We start from the raw sequence: 16709 nt of genomic DNA, 5'->3' as shown, positions 1-16709 counted from the left end.
GGTCGGGCCAGCCGGACGCGCGCCGGTTCACCAGCGAGCGGCGCTGCATCTCGCCGTGGTCGGCGGGGGCGGCGCCCGGCTAGCTGCTGCTGTCGCCCAGTGCCGCTTTGGCGAAGTCGATGAACACGCGCAGCTTCTTCGGCATTCCCGTCCGATTGTAGTAATAAAGATAGAGCCCGGTGCGCGGGATCCAGCCGTCCAGCACGCTCACCAGCCGGCCGGCCTGGAGATGCGGCTCGGCAATGCGGTGCTGGATATAGGTGAAGCCGAAGCCGTCGAGCGCGGATTGCAGCAGCAGTCCGTTGTCGTTGGTGGCGATGCGCCCGGTCACGGCCATGCGCAGCTTTTCGCCGGCCTTCTCGAACTCCCAGCGGTACAGCGCGCCGCTGTCCGCGCTGCGGTAGTTCACGCATTCGTGCGCGAGCAGGTCGCGCGGATGGCGCGGCTTCGGCCTGGATTGCAGGTACCGGGCGGAGGCGGCCACGCAGAAGCGCATCTGCGTGACCAGCGGCACCACCACCATGTCTTCATCCAGCACATTGTCGTAGCGGATGCCCGCGTCAAAGCCCCGGCCGACGATATCCACCAGGCTGTTATCCGCGATCACGTCGACATTGATGTCCGGGTAGGCGTCCAGGAAGTCCTTGAGCACAGGCTGGATCACCAGCGGGATGGCGGAATGGGGCACGTTCAGGCGCAGCGTGCCCATCGACCGGCTGGAGGCGCCGGACACGTCGTGCATCGCCAGTTCCAGTTCCTGCAGCAGCGGGGCGATCCGCGTGAGGAACCTGGCGCCCGCCTCGGTCAGGCTGACGCTGCGGGTGGTGCGGTTGAGCAGGCGGGCGCCGAGCCGCTCCTCGATCTTGCGCACGGTATAGCTCACCGATGTCACCGGGATGCCGAGCGCGCGGGCGGCCGCGCTGAAGCTCTGTTCCTGCGCCACCCGGGCAAAGACCGACAAGGCCTGGAAATCTGCTTGGTTCATTATGCAAATTACTTGCAAAGTCCTTTTGGATTATCTGTCTTCTTGATACGGTCCGCAACATCCATACTGCGTTGTGCGGGTGCCGCCGGGCACGGTGGCACCCATCGGGCAAGGCCTTTGAAGCAAACCATCTGGAGAGAAGTGATGAAAACCTGGTTCATTACCGGCGTGAGCACCGGTTTCGGGCGCGCGCTGGCGCAAGCCGTCATCGCGCAGGGCGACAAGGTCGCGGGCACGCTGCGCAACGAAGCGCAGCGCGCCGAGTTTGCCGCGCTGGCCAGGGGCCAGTCCTTCGGCTACATACTCGACGTGCGCGACGACGCGGCCATCCCCGGCGTGGTGGCGCAGATCGAGCGCGAGGTGGGCGAGATCGACGTGCTGGTCAACAATGCCGGCTACGGCTACGAAGGCAGCATCGAGGAAGCCACGCCGGCGGATATCCGCGCGCAGTTCGACGTCAATGTGTTMGGCGCCATCAGCGTGGCGCAGGCGGTCCTGCCCCATATGCGCCAGCGCCGCCGCGGCCATATCCTGAACGTGACTTCCATGGGCGGGCTGATGACCTTCCCCGGCGTGGGCATCTACAACGCCAGCAAGTTCGCGCTGGAGGGGATCAACGAGGCGCTGTCCAAGGAAGTGCGCGAGTTCGGCATCAAGGTGACGGCCATCGAGCCGGGCGCATTCCGCACCGACTGGGCCGGCCGCTCCATGCAGCGCACGGCCTCGGAGATCGAGGACTACGCCACCATGCTGGCGCCGCTGCGGGCCGCGCGCGCCGCCCGCTCGGGCAAGCAGCCCGGCGATCCGCGCAAGGCGGCGCAGGCGATCCTGGCCGTGGTGGCCGCGCAGGATCCGCCCGTGCACCTGCTGCTCGGCACCGACGCGCTCGGCTTCGTGCGCGAGAAGCTCAAGGCGTTGACGGCGGAAATCGACAAGTGGGAGCACGTCACCGTGAGTACCGATTTCACGGAGTGACGGCAGGCCGAAGCGGGGCCAGGCAATGCTGCGTGTTGTCTCCCCTCGCCCATTTCATGGGAGAGGGGGGCAAAGCCTCAAGGCGACAAGGCCGCGAGGCCGCACGGCCCCGCTCCTGATTGCCGGGACTCAGTCCGCCAGGCCCTTGTTCGGATTGAGCAGGAACTTCTCGCCGGTAGCGCGCTTGTTATAGACCGCGATCTGGTCCAGGTCCAGCGCCTCGGCCAGCGAGATCTCGCCGGCGTAGTGGCTGGCAAAGGTCGTATGCAGCTCCGCCACCACGCGCGCCTTGAGTGCGTTGGCCGCTTCGGTCCCGATCTTTTGCAGGAACGGGAAGACCAGCCAGCCGCCCATGCTCCACGCCATGCCGAAATTGCGCACGAACTCGGTCGGGCTGGTGTCCAGGCCGCCGTAGAGGTAGACCTGCTTGTGCGTCGTGGAGCCATAGCGGCTGTAGACGCCGGCGGTCTTGCTCAAGGCCGCTTCCATGGCGCCCAGGATCTGCCCGGCCAGCTTGCCGCCGCCGGTGGCGTCGAAGGCGATCGTCGCGCCGGTGGCGGCAATCGCGTCCGTCAGATCCTGCGTGAAGGTGGGCGAAGCCATGTTGCAGACATAGGTCGCGCCGAGCGACTTGAGCAGATCCGCCTGCTMCTGCTTGCGCACGATATTCACCAGGCCGATGCCGTCCTTCTGGCAGATCTTGTTGAGCATCTGGCCGAGGTTGGACGCCGCGGCAGTATGCACCAGCGCCTTGTGCCCCTCGCGCCGCATGCTCTCGACCATGCCCAGCGCCGTCAGCGGATTGACGAACGACGAAGCGCCTTGCGCGGGCGTGGCCCCTTCCGGCAGCACCAGGCACTGCGCCACCGGCACGCAGCGGTATTGCGAATACATCGCGCCGCCAAGCACCGCCACGGTCTTGCCGAGCAGCGTCTGCGCCGMGGCGGACGAGCCGGCGCCAACCACCACGCCCGCACCCTCGTTGCCCACCGGCATCGATTCGTCGAGCCGGCCGGCCATGCCCTTCATCGCGCCCTCGGGCACCCGTGCGGTCACGACCGGCTGGCTTTTTGTTCCGCCGGCCTTTGCCGCGCTCATGTCGGCCGCGCCGAACAGCAGCCCCAGGTCAGACGGATTGAGGGGCGATGCTTCGATGCGGACCAGTACCTCGTCGGGGCCCGGCGCGGGCACGTCGACGCTGGCCAGGGACAATTCCAGCTCGCCGCTGCCTTTGATCAGCGAGCGCAGTTGAAGGGCGGTGCGTGGGGTATCGGTAGGCATGCGGTATCTCCTGGATCCGGTAGGTTTTGCAGGTCGCGGGCGGCTCGGGCAGTGGCCGGTTTCCGCGCTGGCGCAATCCTACTGCAAGATGGGAAATCGGGTTGGCGGGGGCAACGGCGGATGCCGGGCGCCGGCGTGGCGCCGGCCACCGCGCTCGCCTAGACTGAGCAGTGGCCCTCGGGGAGGGGCGCCGCAGAAACCGGCCCGCGCCGACCGGCCGCCGATATCAAGGAGACTGCCAATGATCACCAATGCCTTGTCGGGCACCAATGTCCACGAAGTGTCGGACGGGATCTACCGCATCAATACGCCGGTCATCATCGAAGGCGGTCCGGGCGGCTTCTCCTTCAACCAGTACCTGGTGCTGGATGACGAGCCGCTGCTGTTCCACACTGGTCCGCGCAAGCTGTTCGAACTGGTGCGCGAGGCCGTTGCCAGCGTCATGCCGCCCGAACGCCTGCGCCATGTCTCGTTCTCGCACTTCGAGGCGGACGAGTGCGGATCGCTGAACCAATGGCTGGCGATCGCGCCGCAGGCGCATCCCTTGTGCGGCACCGTTGCCGCCATGGTCTCCATCGATGATCTCGCAGACCGCAAGGCGGCCGCGCTGGAGGACGGGCAGGCACGCTGCATCGGCAAGCATACCGTGCGCTGGCTGGCCACGCCGCATCTCCCGCATGGCTGGGACTGCGGCGTGCTGATGGAAGAGCAGACCGGGACACTGCTGTGCAGCKACCTCTTCACCCAGCCCGGTGCCCGGCATCCCGCCCTCACCGAGGGCGACATCCTGGGCCCGAGCGAAGCCTTCCGGCACGCCATGGATTACTATGCCCATGCGCCGGACACCGGCGCCATGCTCGAGCGGCTGGCATCGCTGGCACCGCGCACGCTCGCCTGCATGCACGGCAGCGCGTGGCGCGGCGATTGCGCCGGCCTGTTGCGGGAACTGGCGGTGTCCCTGCGCGCGTAGCGCTGCCGCGGCGCATTGTTTCCCCGGAGGACTGCCGGCGGCGCAGGAAAGCTGCGCCGTCTGGCCTTTCGTGCCAGCACCACGACGATGAACAAAGACGAACTGCACGCGATCCTGACCACGGAATTCGATCTCGTCACGGACCCGGCCGAGCGCGGCGACGGGCGCTCGTATTTCCTGCGGGAGGTGATCTGGCATCCGGCCTCGGTCACGCGGATCCTGCGCGCCCAGTACGGCCCCGGCGATCGCGTCAGCCGCATCCGGCTATGCGTGTCGTCGGACAACAATAACAGCGTGTTCCTGGCGATGCCGGCGAGCCGCGAGGCATTGCATTCGGCGGTGCTGGCGGAGATMGCGGGGTTCGTTGCCGTTGCGGGCTAGCGCCCGGCCGTGGCGCGGTGCTGACGATTGGCTCTGCGCGCCGCGCGCTTTTCAATATGGCGTATGCCATACCTTGGATGGCAAAGGTTGCGGTGTGATGCAAGGGGAACGTGCCGGGCTTTCGCTCCGGCTGCCGGAGGTCTTCCCGGCGTGGTGCTGCCTGGCCGGCCTATACTGATAGTCTGCGCGGCGAATCGCACCGACTCCATCGCAAGCCGGATTTTCACAGGTGCCCAGCCACGGTTGAAGGTCAGAAACGCTCACTGGAACTTGGCAGGGCCGGCGGCTACGCTATCGGGGACCGTCGCGCCAGGCTGGCGCCAGGGGCCATGGACGTTGAATGGAAGGAGTTATCTATGAAGATCGCTATCGCATTGGCAATTGCTGTTCTCGTCCCTGGTGTCGTCCACGCCGCCGGCCCTGCGAATCCTGCCGACCGGTATGACTACAATATGCGCAGTACCAATAAGGACGGCTACGTTCCAGACCCCCAGCGGGCTACCAACAAGGACGGCTACGTTCCTGATGCCCAGCGCACCACCAACAAGGACGGCTACGTGCCGGACACCGCGCGGGCCAATGACAAGTTCGACCCGTACACCCAGGGTGCCAAGCAGAACACGGCCTCCGCGCTCACGGACTCGGGGGCGCCGGCCAAGAAGGCACCTGCAAAGGCACCCGTCGAGAAGAAATCACCCGGCGCCAGCATGGACAAATAGTGCCGTTGCCACGCCAGTCCTGCCCTGACGAGGCTGTGCGTTCCGGAATCKGGCAAGCAAGAGAGCTCCGCATGACCGGAGCTCTCTTGCTTTCGCCGCCGGATCACCAGCCGGTCGCCGGTCTTGCAGCCGAGAGCCTTTCCGCTGTCGGGCGAATTCGCTGCACAGACCGGGAAATGCCGCGGCGGCCGGGGGAGGCGACCAGCCAGGCGTTTCCATCATGCATGTGACGTCAGGATAATAAAGAGTGATGCCAGGTAAAACGCGATCCGGGAAATTCATGCGGAATCCACGTTCATCCTGCAGCTCTGGCTAATATCCTTTCCGAACAGCGGCCAATCATTTTCCGGCTGCATTCCTGGTTCAATTGCCCGCATCGCGCCCGCAGGGCAATGCGGATGCCATTCCTCGCCCGGACCCGCCATTTCCGGCATTTCCGGCGGTACGCCCGGACGACTCCCGCATGGCAGGCCGGTGCGACAGCCAATCTCCGTGGCCGGCAGCCGCGCGCGGGAATAACTCAAATTCGGTATTTATCAATCCAATCCAATGTGAGTGGGTCGGTCGTCGTACTGTTTTTTCCATTGTCTGAAATTCAAATGCTAAAGAAGCTAAAGAATTCAAGGTCCATGCCGACAAGTTGAGACAAGCCTGGGCATGATGGGTAATCGCAGCCTCCACAAGGCGATTATCGGAGCTGTGCCTGGGCCCGTATTGACCCGCAACACGCGTTGCAAAAGGCCGGCGGCCGCGGGCAACGGCGGCCGGCCGCCGAAGTATCCCGAACCGGAGACGGGCGCTCCCGCGGACCGTTTCCGACCAGTCTGGTTCAGGCGGGCAAGGGTCAGAGCGATTGATCCTTTCCGATATTTGAGAGGCATGAGAATGGTTCCGGTACTCGGACTTGGAAGCGCACTCAACACCAGTTCGATACGTCACGAACTGGGCCGGTCGCTTGGCGCTTCCTTGGGCGCGGCGCAAGCCTGCCTGCGCACGAGGGTATCGGCGCTCCGGGCCGCGGCGCGGCAAGTGCGCCGATACCCCTTGGGCGGAAGACATGACCTGCGTGTGATATGGCCGTTCCTGCCGATCATGCTGATCCTGGTGCTGCTCTCCGGTTTCAGCGTGGACATGCTGTCCGCCGCGCGCGCCTATGTCGGCGGAGAGAGCTTGTGGAGCAAGGGGCAGAAAGCAGCCGTGATGCACCTGATGCGGTACGCCGACAGCCATGACGAGGCGGAATTCCGCGCCTACGAACGCGCGATCGCGGTACCGCTTGGCKACCGGCAGGCCAGGCTCGAATTTGCCAGCGATCGGCTTGACTACGACAAGGCCGCGGCCGGGCTGCTTGCCGGGGGCAATCACGTCGACGATATTTCCGGCATGATCCGGCTCATGCGCCATTTCGGGCGATTGCCGGCGATCGATCGCGCGCTTGCGATCTGGGGCCGCGCCGACAATGAAGTGCTGGCCCTGCGCGATCTCGCGGATCAGTTGCATGCCAGCGTGCGGGCCGAGGCGGCCGAGGCGGCAGATAAGGGTGAGATCAGGCTGCTCCTGCAACGCATAGGGGAAACGGACGACCGGCTCACGCCGCTGGAGGCGGCCTTCTCCTATTCGCTTGGCGAGATCTCGCGGCAGGTGCGCAATCTGCTGATGCCGGGCATCGGCATCGCGGCGATCCTCCTCATGCTTCCCGGCATCCTGATGGCGAACCGCTCCGTGCGCAAGGAACTGCTGCTGCGCGAAGCACTGGCGCGTAGCGAAGAGCGCCTGGCACTGGCGATCAGCGGCAGCAACGACGGGCTGTGGGACTGGGACCTGCGCAGCGATGCGCTTTATTTCTCGGCGCGCTGCGCGCAGATGCTCGGCTATGAGGAGCATGAGCTGCCAAGATTGCTCGGCACGGTACGCGCGCATTGCMATCCCGACGATCTTGCCTGCGTCGAGTCGCAGATGCGCCGGCATCTGCGCGAAGGCATTCCCTATGACTGCTCGTTCAGGCTGCGCAACAGGGCCGGTGGCTACCTGTGGGTGCGCTCGCGCGGGCGCATGGTGCGCGACGCCGCCGGTCACGCCCGGCGGATGGCGGGCTCGCTTACCGATATCAGCGATCAGAAACGAGCCGAAGCACAACTGCTCGCCGAGAAGGAACGGGCACAGGTTACCCTCCAGGCGATCGGKGATGCCGTCATCACGGTCGACGTGCACGGCCATGTCGAYGCATTGAATCCGGCGGCGGAACTGCTGACCGGGTGGCACAGCGCGGACGCGAAAGGCAGGCCGCTGCATGTGGTCTGTCCGCTGAGCGATGAGGCCAGCCGGAGTCCGTTGACAGGATTGGGGGCCGCCGTGCTGCAGAAGACGTGGCCGCGGTTCTCCACGTTGCTGCTGGAGCGGCCCGAGCGCGCCMCGATCGCGGTCAAGCTGTCGGTGGCGCTGATCCATCATGCCGACCGGACCTGCACTGGCGCCGTGCTGGTGCTGCACGATGTCAGCAGCGAGCGGGCCGACGCCGCGCGCCTGTCCCACGAGGCCAGTCACGATGCATTGACCGGGCTGGTCAACCGCATCGAGTTCGAACGCCGCCTGGCCGAAGCAATGCGGCGCGTTCGCAGCGAAGACTGCACGCATACCCTGATGTACCTCGACCTGGACCAGTTCAAGGTAGTCAACGACACTTGCGGCCATGCCGCCGGAGACGAACTGATCCGGCAGCTCGCGGTCGTCATGCGCGCCACGTTGCGGGAATCGGATACCCTGGCGCGGCTGGGCGGCGACGAGTTCGGCGTGCTGCTCGATGGCTGCCATGTCGACAATGGCGAGCGCGTGGCCGAAGCCATGCGCGAGGCGATTGCACGTTTTCGCTTCGTGCATCGCCAGCGCACTTTCGCCGTGAGCGCGAGCATCGGCATGATCAGCCTGGATCGCGACATGTCCCAGGTGGCCGAGGCGCTCAGCGCCGCCGATGCCGCCTGTTACCTGGCCAAGGAGCGGGGGCGCAACCGCGTCCAGGTATATCGCMAGCGTGACGAGGCCGTGCGCGCGCTGCACGGCGAGATGGAATGGGTGAGCCKGATCCACACCGGCCTGGAAGCCGGCCGCTTCTGCCTGCACGCTCAGGAGATCGCGCCCTTGCAGGCCGGCGGCGCACAGGGCCGGCATGTCGAACTGCTCTTGCGCATGCTCGATGACGCCGGGCAACTGGTTCCGCCCATGGCATTCATTCCTGCCTGCGAACGCTACAACCTCATGCCCGCGCTGGATCGCTGGGTGATCGAAGCCGGGTTTGCCGCGCTGGCGGGCTGCCTTGGTGACCGGCCGGGCGATATCGCGGTATGCGGGATCAACCTGTCCGGAGCGTCCCTGGGCGACCAGCTCCTGCCTGCCTATATCGCCGAGCGCGCGGCGCGCCACGGCATTCCCCTGCGGCACGTCTGTTTCGAGATCACGGAGACGGCGGCCATCGGCAACCTGGCGCAGGCCGCCACCTTCATCGAGCAACTGCAGGACAAGGGGTGCAGCTTTGCCCTCGACGATTTCGGCGCCGGCATGTCGTCCTTCGCCTATCTCAAGCACCTGCCGACGGAGTACATCAAGATCGATGGCGGCTTTGTCAACGAGATGTTCGGCGATCCGGTCAATCTGGTGGTGATCGAGGCAATTCAGCGCATCGCCAATGCCATGGGCAAGAAGACCATCGCCGAATGGGTGGACAGCGATGCGAAGCTCGCAAAGCTGCGCGCCCTTGGCGTGGACTATGCACAGGGCTTCGGCGTGGCCAGGCCCGGGCATTTCGCTGGCCCGCGCGAGGCCGCGCAGGCTGGCTAGTCAGTCGCCTCCGGTCGCTTCCGGTCGCATCCGCACGGCAGCGCGCCGGCGCAAGGGTGTCGCTGCTAGGATGCGAGCGTCCACTTGGCCTTGCCGTTGAGCTTGGCCAGGTTGAGGGCCTTGTCGGCGGCCGTGAGCGCGCCCATGACGTCGGTGCCATGCTCCGGAATGAGTGCGACCCCGACGCTGACGCCGATCCTCACCGAAACATTGGGCGCCAGCGTGAAGGGGGCGGGCACTTCGCTGATCAGCCGGTCGGCGAACAAGGCGACGCCGGCTTCGTCGCGGGCGCGCACGATGACGACGAATTCGTCCCCGCCGATGCGAAAGACCATGTCGTCCGGACCTTTCAGCGCATCGAGCCACTTGCCTAGCGTCACCAGCAGCTGGTCGCCGGCCTCATGTCCGTGCCGGTCGTTGACGGGCTTGAAGCCGTCCAGGTCCATGTACAGGACCGCCGTCTTTCCTTCGTCGATCTGGTCCGCCTTGTACAAATGCGCGGACGCGTGAACCAGTCCCGCTCGGTTCGGCAGGCCGGTCAGGGCGTCATGGCGCGCGCGATGGTCGTTTTCCCGCTCCGCCTTCATCGTCGATACCAGCAGCCGGTTCAGGTGGAAGGCTGCGATGCTCATGGCAACGAGATAGAACGGGATCTGCACGAGCGTCAGGCGCAGCACGGTCTCGTCCGAAAGCAGGGCGGCGATGCAGCAGGGCCCGAGGGACAGCAGGATCATGATCGCGACCAGCCGCGGCGCGCCAAAATTGCGGAAGCAGATGCCGCCCACCATGGCGGCCGCGGACAGGCAGGAAAGCGTTGCCGCCACCCAGTCCGAGCTGAGGATGCTGATGAACGCACCGTAGCCCACGCTCGCGCCCCACAGCACGGCGAGGATCACGTAGACATCGGTGAAGGTATGGCGGCCCGCCGCCGAAGCGCGGTGCGCCGCGACCAGGAGGCACAGGCGCGTGCCGCAGAGCAGGATCTCGATGACGACCCACGCAAGGAAGGCCGTGCTGGGGTCCCGCCAGGCGATCGCCATGGCGACGGCGATGGTGTTGAGCACGCCGCCGGCGAAGATGGGCAGGGTGCCGAACAGGCTTCCGATCAGCTTTACGCGAATGTCTTCGKGAACGTTCGGGCCGGGGTCGCACAACCACGTTGTAGAACGCCAGCGTGGCAGGCTGAAAGCCGCTGTTTTCATGTCCCTCCATTCCCGTGAATGCMGCGCTTGGATTCGCCGGTTCGCGTTGCACGAATCGGAAAGGCTGGATTCTATCGGATTCATCGCGGCAAGGGCACAGAAGGCGACTTGGCAGGTTGCGCATCCGATTCCCCCTAAGGAGGGGTGTCGGGTGGCGGCACGGCCGGTCCGCACGGGGGCGCCCGGCACGTGGAGGCGGCGGGATCGGACTCGAACGGGCCGCAAAGCGAATCTTCCCCCACGGATTGTCGTGAACCGCGCTTGCATGCCGATACGAGAAAGCGGTGCTTCGGGGCCGGCCATTGCGCCATTGCCGTCTATGCTTTAGCTCATCTCAGTTTGTCGCGCCMCGATACGGATGCTCGTGCGGGACCGGAAGGAGGCCAGGGGATGAACGCGCAAACCAGACGGGCGAAAGCCTTGGGCCAGATAGTTTTGGCCATCTGCGGGGGCGGCCTGTGCATGCCGGCATCGAACGCGCAACAAGCGCAACCCGCCGGGCCGGTCGTGCATGCCGATCCGGCGGTGATCGTGGAAACACTGAAAGCCGTTGCAGGCGATCCCCCAAAGGCACGCGCCAGCTTTGCMAAAGGCCAGTGCGTGCGCGGCACCTATGCCCCGTCGCCGCAGGCCGCCCAGGTCACCCGGTCACTGAGCTTCACGCGGGCGTCGCCCGTCATTGGCCGGTTCTCGCTTGGCGGCGGCAACCCGAACGTGGCGGACACCAACAAGCTGGTGCTGCGTGGCTTCGCGTTCAAGCTGGGTGAGGCCGGCCATACATCGGACATCCTGGTGGAGAACGCGCCGGTGCACTTCGCGAAAACGCTCGACCAGATGCTCGCCTTCCTCAGGGCGCGCGTTCCGGGGCCGGACGGCAAGCCGGATCCGGAGAAGGTCAAGGCATTCTCCGCCGCCAATCCGGAAACGCTGAACCAGGCCAGCTTCGTCGCCGCCAGACCGCTTCCCGCCAGCTTCGCGGGAACGACCTACTGGGGCGTCCATGCGTTTCCCGCCACCAATGCCAGGGCGGAAGTGCGCTTCATCAAGTTCAAGGTCGTTCCGCCCGGCGGGGACGTGACGCTGTCGGACGAGCAGGCCAAGGACAAGCCGGCGGATTTCCTCTACCGGGATCTCGAGGCGCGGATCGCCGCGGGTGGCTTCAGGTTCGACGTGCTGGCCTTGCTGGGCCGTCCCGGGGATCCGACCATGGATGCGACMATGCGATGGCCGGACGAGGATAGCCGCGAATCGGTACGGCTGGGCACGATCACGATCAATGCGATCGAGAACAACGCACCGTGCGACGAAACCATCTTCAACCCGAGCAATCTTGCCGACGGCATCGGGCGCCCGCCCGATGAAATCTTCGCGGCCCGCCAGGCTGCCTATGCCATCTCGCTGGCACGCAGACGGGCGCAGGCGCAGCAGTGAGCGCACCGGATCCGGCCGCCACAGCCTCAGCCACCGCCTCAGGCGGCTACGGCCGTCAGGCCACCGCTTCGATGGCCGCCACCGCCCGCTCGGCCGCCGGCGACAGCGTACGCTGCGCCAGCCGCACGATGGCGAAGCGCAGGCCGTTCGCCGGAATCTCCTGCGTATCGAGCTGGGCCAGCGTGCCGGCTTCCAGTTCGGCGCGCAGGGCGCGCGTCGGCGCCAGCAGCACCACGTCGGAATGGCTGGTCAGGTGTGTCAGCGCACGGAAATCGTTGCTTTCGACCTGCAGTGGCAGGTCCTCGCCGGGTTTGCAGCGCAGCAGCCGGCGCAGGCGCTCATGCGTTTCCGCCGGGAACAGCACGGATACCAGGGCCACCTGGCGCAATTGCGCGGGCGTGACCGGCGTGCCGCAGAGCGGGTGGCCGGCACGCACGAAATAGCCCGCCGGCTCCGGCCGCAGGGGCTTCATCTCCAGCTCCGCCACCACGGGGATGGTACTTTGCTCCACCACCAGGAAATCCAGCTTTTCCGCATTCAGGCCCGCCAGCAGCGCCGCGGCATGATTGACCTCGGTCGCGATGCGCAGCTTCGGCCAGTCGCGATGCAGGGCGCACAGCATGTCGGGCAGCAGGATCGCCGCCGGGAACGGGCCCAGTCCGAGCCGCACGCTGCCCATCTMATGCTGTTGCACCAGGGCCAGGTCGCGCTCCAGGCAGTGCGTCTCGAACAGGATGCGCCGCGCTCTTTCCGTCACCATCCTGCCGGTCGTGGTCAGTGTCGCGCCGCGCGCGCCCCGGTCGAACAGGGCCACGCCTGCCTCGTCTTCCAGGGCCTGGATGCTGCGCGTGAGCGCCGGCTGGCTCAGGTGGACGCGGCGGGCGGCGCCGGCCAGCGATCCTTCCTCGGCCACTGCGATCAGGTGTTCAAGCCGCTTGAGGTTCAAGGTATGCGCTCAATGCATCGATGGGATACGTATTTTGCAATTGAATTATATGTGTGGGAAGGCTCAAATAAGCGTCTCGCTGTACCCTCCGAGGCTTTCCATCCATGATGCTCGTTGCCCGCCCCCTTGCGCTCGCCCTTGCCGCCGCGTCTGCCGCGTGGTTTGCCACCCACCCGGGCGCCGCGCGTGCCGCCGGACCTGCCACCCCCCTGACGGCCAGCGCCAATGCGGCGTGGCAGCAGGCGCTGCCGTTCAATGACCGCCAGGATTTCGAAGATGCCCGCCGCGGCCTGGTGGCGCGCTTTCCCGAACGCGTCATCCGCGCCGCGGATGGCCGCGTGGTATGGGACTTCGATCCCTACGCCTTCGAGCAGGGCGCGGCGCCGCCCACGGTGAACCCGAGCCTGTGGCGGCTGGCGCAGGTCAACAACGAAGCCGGCCTGTTCAAGGTCACCGACCGCCTGTACCAGGTGCGCGGCGCCGATATCTCCAATATGGACATCGTCGAGGGCGACACCGGCCTGATCGTGATCGATCCCTTGCTGAGCGCCGAGACGGCGCGGGCCGCCCTGGACCTGTACTACGCCAACCGGCCGCGCAAGCCGGTAGTCGCGGTCATCTACACGCACAGCCACGCCGATCACTTCGGCGGGGCCAAGGGCATTGTCAGCGAAGACGACGTGAAACGCGGCAAGGTCGCTGTCCTGGCGCCGGCCGGTTTCATGGAAGAGGCCGTCAGCGAAAACGTGCTGGCGGGCAATGCCATGGGCCGGCGCGCACAGTACATGTACGGTACCCAGTTGCCGCAGAGCGCCACCGGCCTGGTCGATGTCGGCCTGGGCAAGGCGACCGCGCGCGGCACCATTACGCTGCTCGCGCCCACCGACCTCATCGGCAAGAGCATCGATACGCGGCGTATCGACGGCATCGACATCGAATTCCAGCTCACGCCCGGCACCGAAGCGCCGGCGGAGATGAACCTGTACTTCCCGCAGCTGCGCACGCTGTGCATCGCCGAGAATGCCGTGCGCACACAGCACAACCTGCTGACGCTGCGCGGTGCCCAGGTGCGCGATGCCAAGGCCTGGTCGTATTACATCGGGCAGTCCCTGCAGCGCTACGGCGAGCGCACCGACATCCTGATCGGCCAGCATCACTGGCCGACCTGGGGGCGCGGGCAGATCGTCGAGATGCTGTCGGACCAGCGCGACATGTACGCCTACCTGAATGACCAGACGCTGCGCCTGATGAACCAGGGCCTGACGCCGCTGGACATTGCCGAGACCCTGAAGAAGCTCCCCGAGCCGCTGGGCAGCAAATGGTACGCGCGCGATTACTATGGCTCGGTCAGTCACAACGTGCGCGCCGTCTACCAACGTTATCTCGGCTTCTACGACGGCAACCCGGCGCACCTGAACCCCCTGCCGCCGGTGCAGGCCGCCAGGAAGACCATCGAATGGATGGGGGGCGCCGAAGCGGTGCTCGCCAGGGCCCGCGAGGCCTATGCCCGCGGCGAATACCGCTGGGTGGCGCAGATCGGCAACGAGCTGGTGTTCGCCGATCCCGACAACGCCGCCGCCCGCGCGCTGCAGGCCGATGCGCTCGAGCAACTCGGTTATCAGAGCGAGAACGCCACCTGGCGCAACGTCTATCTGACGGGCGCGCAGGAACTGCGCGATGGCGTCGACAAGAAATTCTCCGGCGGGCTGGGGTCGCCCGACCTGATCCGTGCGCTGACGGTGCCGAATTTCTTCGACTTTCTCGCCGCGCGCCTGAATGCCGACAAGGCCGCCGGCAGGCAGATGACGCTGAACTGGAATTTCACCGATCTGCAGCAGCGCTATGCAATGACCTTGCGCAACAGCGCCCTGACTTACCTTGCCGACACGCAGGCGGCGCAGCCCACCGCGACCATCACACTGGAAAAATCCACGCTCGACAAGATCAGCCTCAAGCAACTGAGCGTGGCCGATGCGGTGCAGGGCGGCGCGATCCGCATCAGCGGGGACCCGCGCGCCGTCACGTCGCTGTTCGGCATGCTGGACAGCTTCGATCCGCGCTTCAATATCGTCACGCCGCAGCCGCTGCGCTGAGGCGGCAGCGGCCTGTACCGGCCCTCCTGTCAGCCACGCGGCAGGGAGGCCGCCGGCAGCCTATCCGTGCCGCCTCTCCGGATACAACGCTTCGAGCCGCGCGCGCACCGCGGAGATGTGGTCGCCCGCATTGGCCACGGCTTCCTGCAGTTCGGCCGACGTGCAGTTGAGCGCCATGCACCAGTACTGCACTTCGACGCCGTCCATGGTGTTCACGCGGCCCGGGTCCAGGGGCCTGAAGTCCTTCAGATCGTGGCTCATGCGCATCTCCGGGCGGTTGCAGGCCTCGTCGGAGGACTGTCGCGCATTGCATTGTAGTCGGCCCGATACGGTCCGCCGCACCGAAATTCGCAGGCGGCTCGCGTGGTCCTTTAGCCGCCCGAGGGTTCGGTGCGCCCGGCTTGGTCAGGCAGGGCCAGCGATTGCGGCAGTTCGCGCACGGTGGCGCGGCACGCGAAATAGTAGAGCGCCGCGGGCACGATGAGGCCGATGATCCATGAGATATCGACGCCGCCGAGCGTGTCCACCAGCGCGCCGGTATAGAAGCCCGTGGCGATGAACGGCAGTTGCACCAGCACGCCKAGCGCGTAGACCGCGATGCCGGTCAGGTTCCAGCGGCCGTAGCGCCCGTCGGGATCGAACAGGGCGGGTATGTCGTAGCGCTCGCGGGTGACGAAATAGTAGTCGACCAGGTTGATGGCGCTCCACGGCGTGAAGAAAGCCAGCAGGAACAGCAGGAAGGCCGAGAACTCCTTGAGAAAGGCGCGCTCGCCGGCCAGCGCCAGCACCGCGGACAGGCCGGCCATCAGCAAGATGAAGAACAGCCGCGTGCGGCCCGCGATGGTGCGCCTTCCGGTGAAGCCGGTGAGGATGGCGGCGACGGACATGACGCTGCCGTAGGCATTGAGGGTGGTGATGGTGAGTTTGCCCAGCGCAATGGTGAGATAGAGCAGGGCGGCCACCGCGCCGGTGGCGCCGAGGCCGACGATAAAGGCCACTTCATGGCCGGCGAAGCGGTCGCCGGCCAGCGCGGCGGCGAAGACCCCGAACACCATGGCGATCTGCGCGCCTGCCACGGAGCCGATGCCCACCGCCAGGAACGTCTTGAGCGCGGAKGTGGAGCGCGGCAGGTAGCGTGAATAGTCCGCCACGTAGGGGCCGTAGGCGATCTGCMACGAGGCCGACAGGGACACGGCCAGCAGGAACGACGCTACCGTGAAGTGCCGCCGCTGCAGCAGCGCGCCGATGTCGTGTCCGTGCAGCAAGCTGGCGAACAGGTACAGGAAGGCCAGTACGCCGACCACGCTGGCGATGCGGCCCATGGCATGGATGGTGCGATAGCCCAGCGTGGCCAGCAGCACGACCATGGCCGCGAACACCAGGATGGCGCTGCCGTTGCCGATATGCAGCAACTGGCCCAGGGCCTGGCCGGCCAGCACCATGCCGCTGGCGGAGAAGCCTATGTACATCACGCACACCAGCACCAGCGGGATGACGGCGCCGTACACGCCGAACTGCACGCGGCTGGAGATCATCTGCGGCAGGCCGAGCTGCGGGCCCTGCGCGCCATGCAGCGCCATCACCGCACCACCGAGGAGCTGGCCGGCGAACAGCCCGATCAGCGACCAGAACACGTCGCCCCCKAGCACTACCGCCAGCGCGCCGGTGACCACCGCCGTGACCTGCAGGTTGGCGCCGAGCCACAGCGTGAACTGGCTCGACAGGCTGCCGTGCCGCTCGGCGTCGGGGATGAAGTCGATCGAGCGGCGTTCGACCAGCGTGGGCGCGGGTGCGGCGCCGGGGCGATGCGCCTTGTCATCGGTTGTCATGTCTGTCTCCTGCATCGGGGTGCGCCGCCGTGCGGCAGTGCCGCCGGCGGTCGAATCATGGATTGG

At 66.4% G+C, this 16709-nt stretch carries 13 protein-coding genes; 7 read left to right on the top strand and 6 right to left on the bottom strand.

What is annotated here, in order from left to right:
• Positions 1-79: 79 nt before the first annotated feature.
• On the bottom strand, positions 80-985 hold the full coding sequence (locus tag AC1DKV_RS22145) for a LysR family transcriptional regulator (RefSeq protein WP_441621155.1): 906 nt from the start codon (positions 983-985) through the stop codon (positions 80-82).
• A 144-nt stretch (positions 986-1129) separates the two neighbouring features.
• On the opposite strand from AC1DKV_RS22145, the gene AC1DKV_RS22140 reads away from it, so the two are divergent.
• Positions 1130-1960 carry an oxidoreductase gene (locus AC1DKV_RS22140; protein ID WP_477138027.1) on the top strand — a complete coding sequence of 277 codons (831 nt, stop codon included), beginning with the start codon at positions 1130-1132 and terminating at the stop codon, positions 1958-1960.
• A gap of 129 nt (positions 1961-2089) precedes the next feature.
• Here the strand turns inward: AC1DKV_RS22140 and AC1DKV_RS22135 are convergent, their stop codons facing one another.
• Positions 2090-3241 carry a zinc-binding dehydrogenase gene (locus AC1DKV_RS22135; protein WP_477138026.1) on the bottom strand — a complete coding sequence of 384 codons (1152 nt, stop codon included), beginning with the start codon at positions 3239-3241 and terminating at the stop codon, positions 2090-2092.
• Positions 3242-3482: 241 nt separating this feature from the next.
• Between AC1DKV_RS22135 and AC1DKV_RS22130 the strand changes: the two genes are divergently transcribed.
• The 4 genes from AC1DKV_RS22130 to AC1DKV_RS22115 all read left to right on the top strand — a co-directional run bounded on the left by AC1DKV_RS22130 (position 3483) and on the right by AC1DKV_RS22115 (position 9142).
• Complete coding sequence (locus AC1DKV_RS22130) at positions 3483-4211, top strand: oxygen-binding di-iron domain-containing protein (RefSeq protein ID WP_477138025.1); 729 nt, start codon at positions 3483-3485, stop codon at positions 4209-4211.
• Between the two features lie 87 nt (positions 4212-4298).
• Positions 4299-4592 carry a hypothetical protein gene (locus tag AC1DKV_RS22125; protein ID WP_441621148.1) on the top strand — a complete coding sequence of 98 codons (294 nt, stop codon included), beginning with the start codon at positions 4299-4301 and terminating at the stop codon, positions 4590-4592.
• Positions 4593-4948: 356 nt separating this feature from the next.
• The gene (locus AC1DKV_RS22120) at positions 4949-5311 is read left to right on the top strand and encodes a hypothetical protein (protein ID WP_441621146.1); all 363 of its coding nucleotides are present in this window, start codon (positions 4949-4951) and stop codon (positions 5309-5311) included.
• Positions 5312-6379: 1068 nt separating this feature from the next.
• On the top strand, positions 6380-9142 hold the full coding sequence (locus AC1DKV_RS22115; protein ID WP_477138024.1) for an EAL domain-containing protein: 2763 nt from the start codon (positions 6380-6382) through the stop codon (positions 9140-9142).
• 65 nt (positions 9143-9207) lie between these two features.
• Here AC1DKV_RS22115 and AC1DKV_RS22110 read toward each other — a convergent pair whose 3' ends face one another.
• On the bottom strand, positions 9208-10344 hold the full coding sequence (locus AC1DKV_RS22110) for a GGDEF domain-containing protein (RefSeq protein WP_477138023.1): 1137 nt from the start codon (positions 10342-10344) through the stop codon (positions 9208-9210).
• A 261-nt stretch (positions 10345-10605) separates the two neighbouring features.
• On the opposite strand from AC1DKV_RS22110, the gene AC1DKV_RS22105 reads away from it, so the two are divergent.
• Positions 10606-11775 (top strand): catalase family peroxidase, encoded by a 1170-nt coding sequence (locus AC1DKV_RS22105; protein WP_477138022.1) that lies wholly within the window; start codon positions 10606-10608, stop codon positions 11773-11775.
• Between the two features lie 55 nt (positions 11776-11830).
• On the opposite strand, the gene AC1DKV_RS22100 is transcribed toward AC1DKV_RS22105, so the two are convergent.
• Positions 11831-12721 carry a LysR family transcriptional regulator gene (locus AC1DKV_RS22100; protein ID WP_477138021.1) on the bottom strand — a complete coding sequence of 297 codons (891 nt, stop codon included), beginning with the start codon at positions 12719-12721 and terminating at the stop codon, positions 11831-11833.
• 107 nt (positions 12722-12828) lie between these two features.
• Between AC1DKV_RS22100 and AC1DKV_RS22095 the strand changes: the two genes are divergently transcribed.
• The gene (locus tag AC1DKV_RS22095; protein ID WP_477138042.1) at positions 12829-14814 is read left to right on the top strand and encodes an alkyl/aryl-sulfatase; all 1986 of its coding nucleotides are present in this window, start codon (positions 12829-12831) and stop codon (positions 14812-14814) included.
• 60 nt (positions 14815-14874) lie between these two features.
• On the opposite strand, the gene AC1DKV_RS22090 is transcribed toward AC1DKV_RS22095, so the two are convergent.
• Complete coding sequence (locus AC1DKV_RS22090) at positions 14875-15075, bottom strand: DUF3606 domain-containing protein (RefSeq protein WP_441621136.1); 201 nt, start codon at positions 15073-15075, stop codon at positions 14875-14877.
• Between the two features lie 110 nt (positions 15076-15185).
• Positions 15186-16643 (bottom strand): purine-cytosine permease family protein, encoded by a 1458-nt coding sequence (locus tag AC1DKV_RS22085; RefSeq protein ID WP_477138020.1) that lies wholly within the window; start codon positions 16641-16643, stop codon positions 15186-15188.
• Positions 16644-16709 lie beyond the last annotated feature (66 nt).

The sequence above is a fragment of the Cupriavidus sp. 05T41 genome (assembly GCF_056396525.1).
This window is presented reverse-complemented; position numbering and strand designations above follow the sequence as displayed.

Bases quoted from the DNA above. Each gene is read 5' to 3' on its own strand.
- AC1DKV_RS22090 (WP_441621136.1), bottom strand. From the start codon at position 15,075: ATGAGCCACGATCTGAAGGACTTCAGGCCCCTGGACCCGGGCCGCGTG.
- AC1DKV_RS22095 (WP_477138042.1), top strand. From the start codon at position 12,829: ATGCTCGTTGCCCGCCCCCTTGCGCTCGCCCTTGCCGCCGCGTCTGCC.
- AC1DKV_RS22145 (WP_441621155.1), bottom strand. From the start codon at position 985: ATGAACCAAGCAGATTTCCAGGCCTTGTCGGTCTTTGCCCGGGTGGCG.
- AC1DKV_RS22120 (WP_441621146.1), top strand. From the start codon at position 4,949: ATGAAGATCGCTATCGCATTGGCAATTGCTGTTCTCGTCCCTGGTGTC.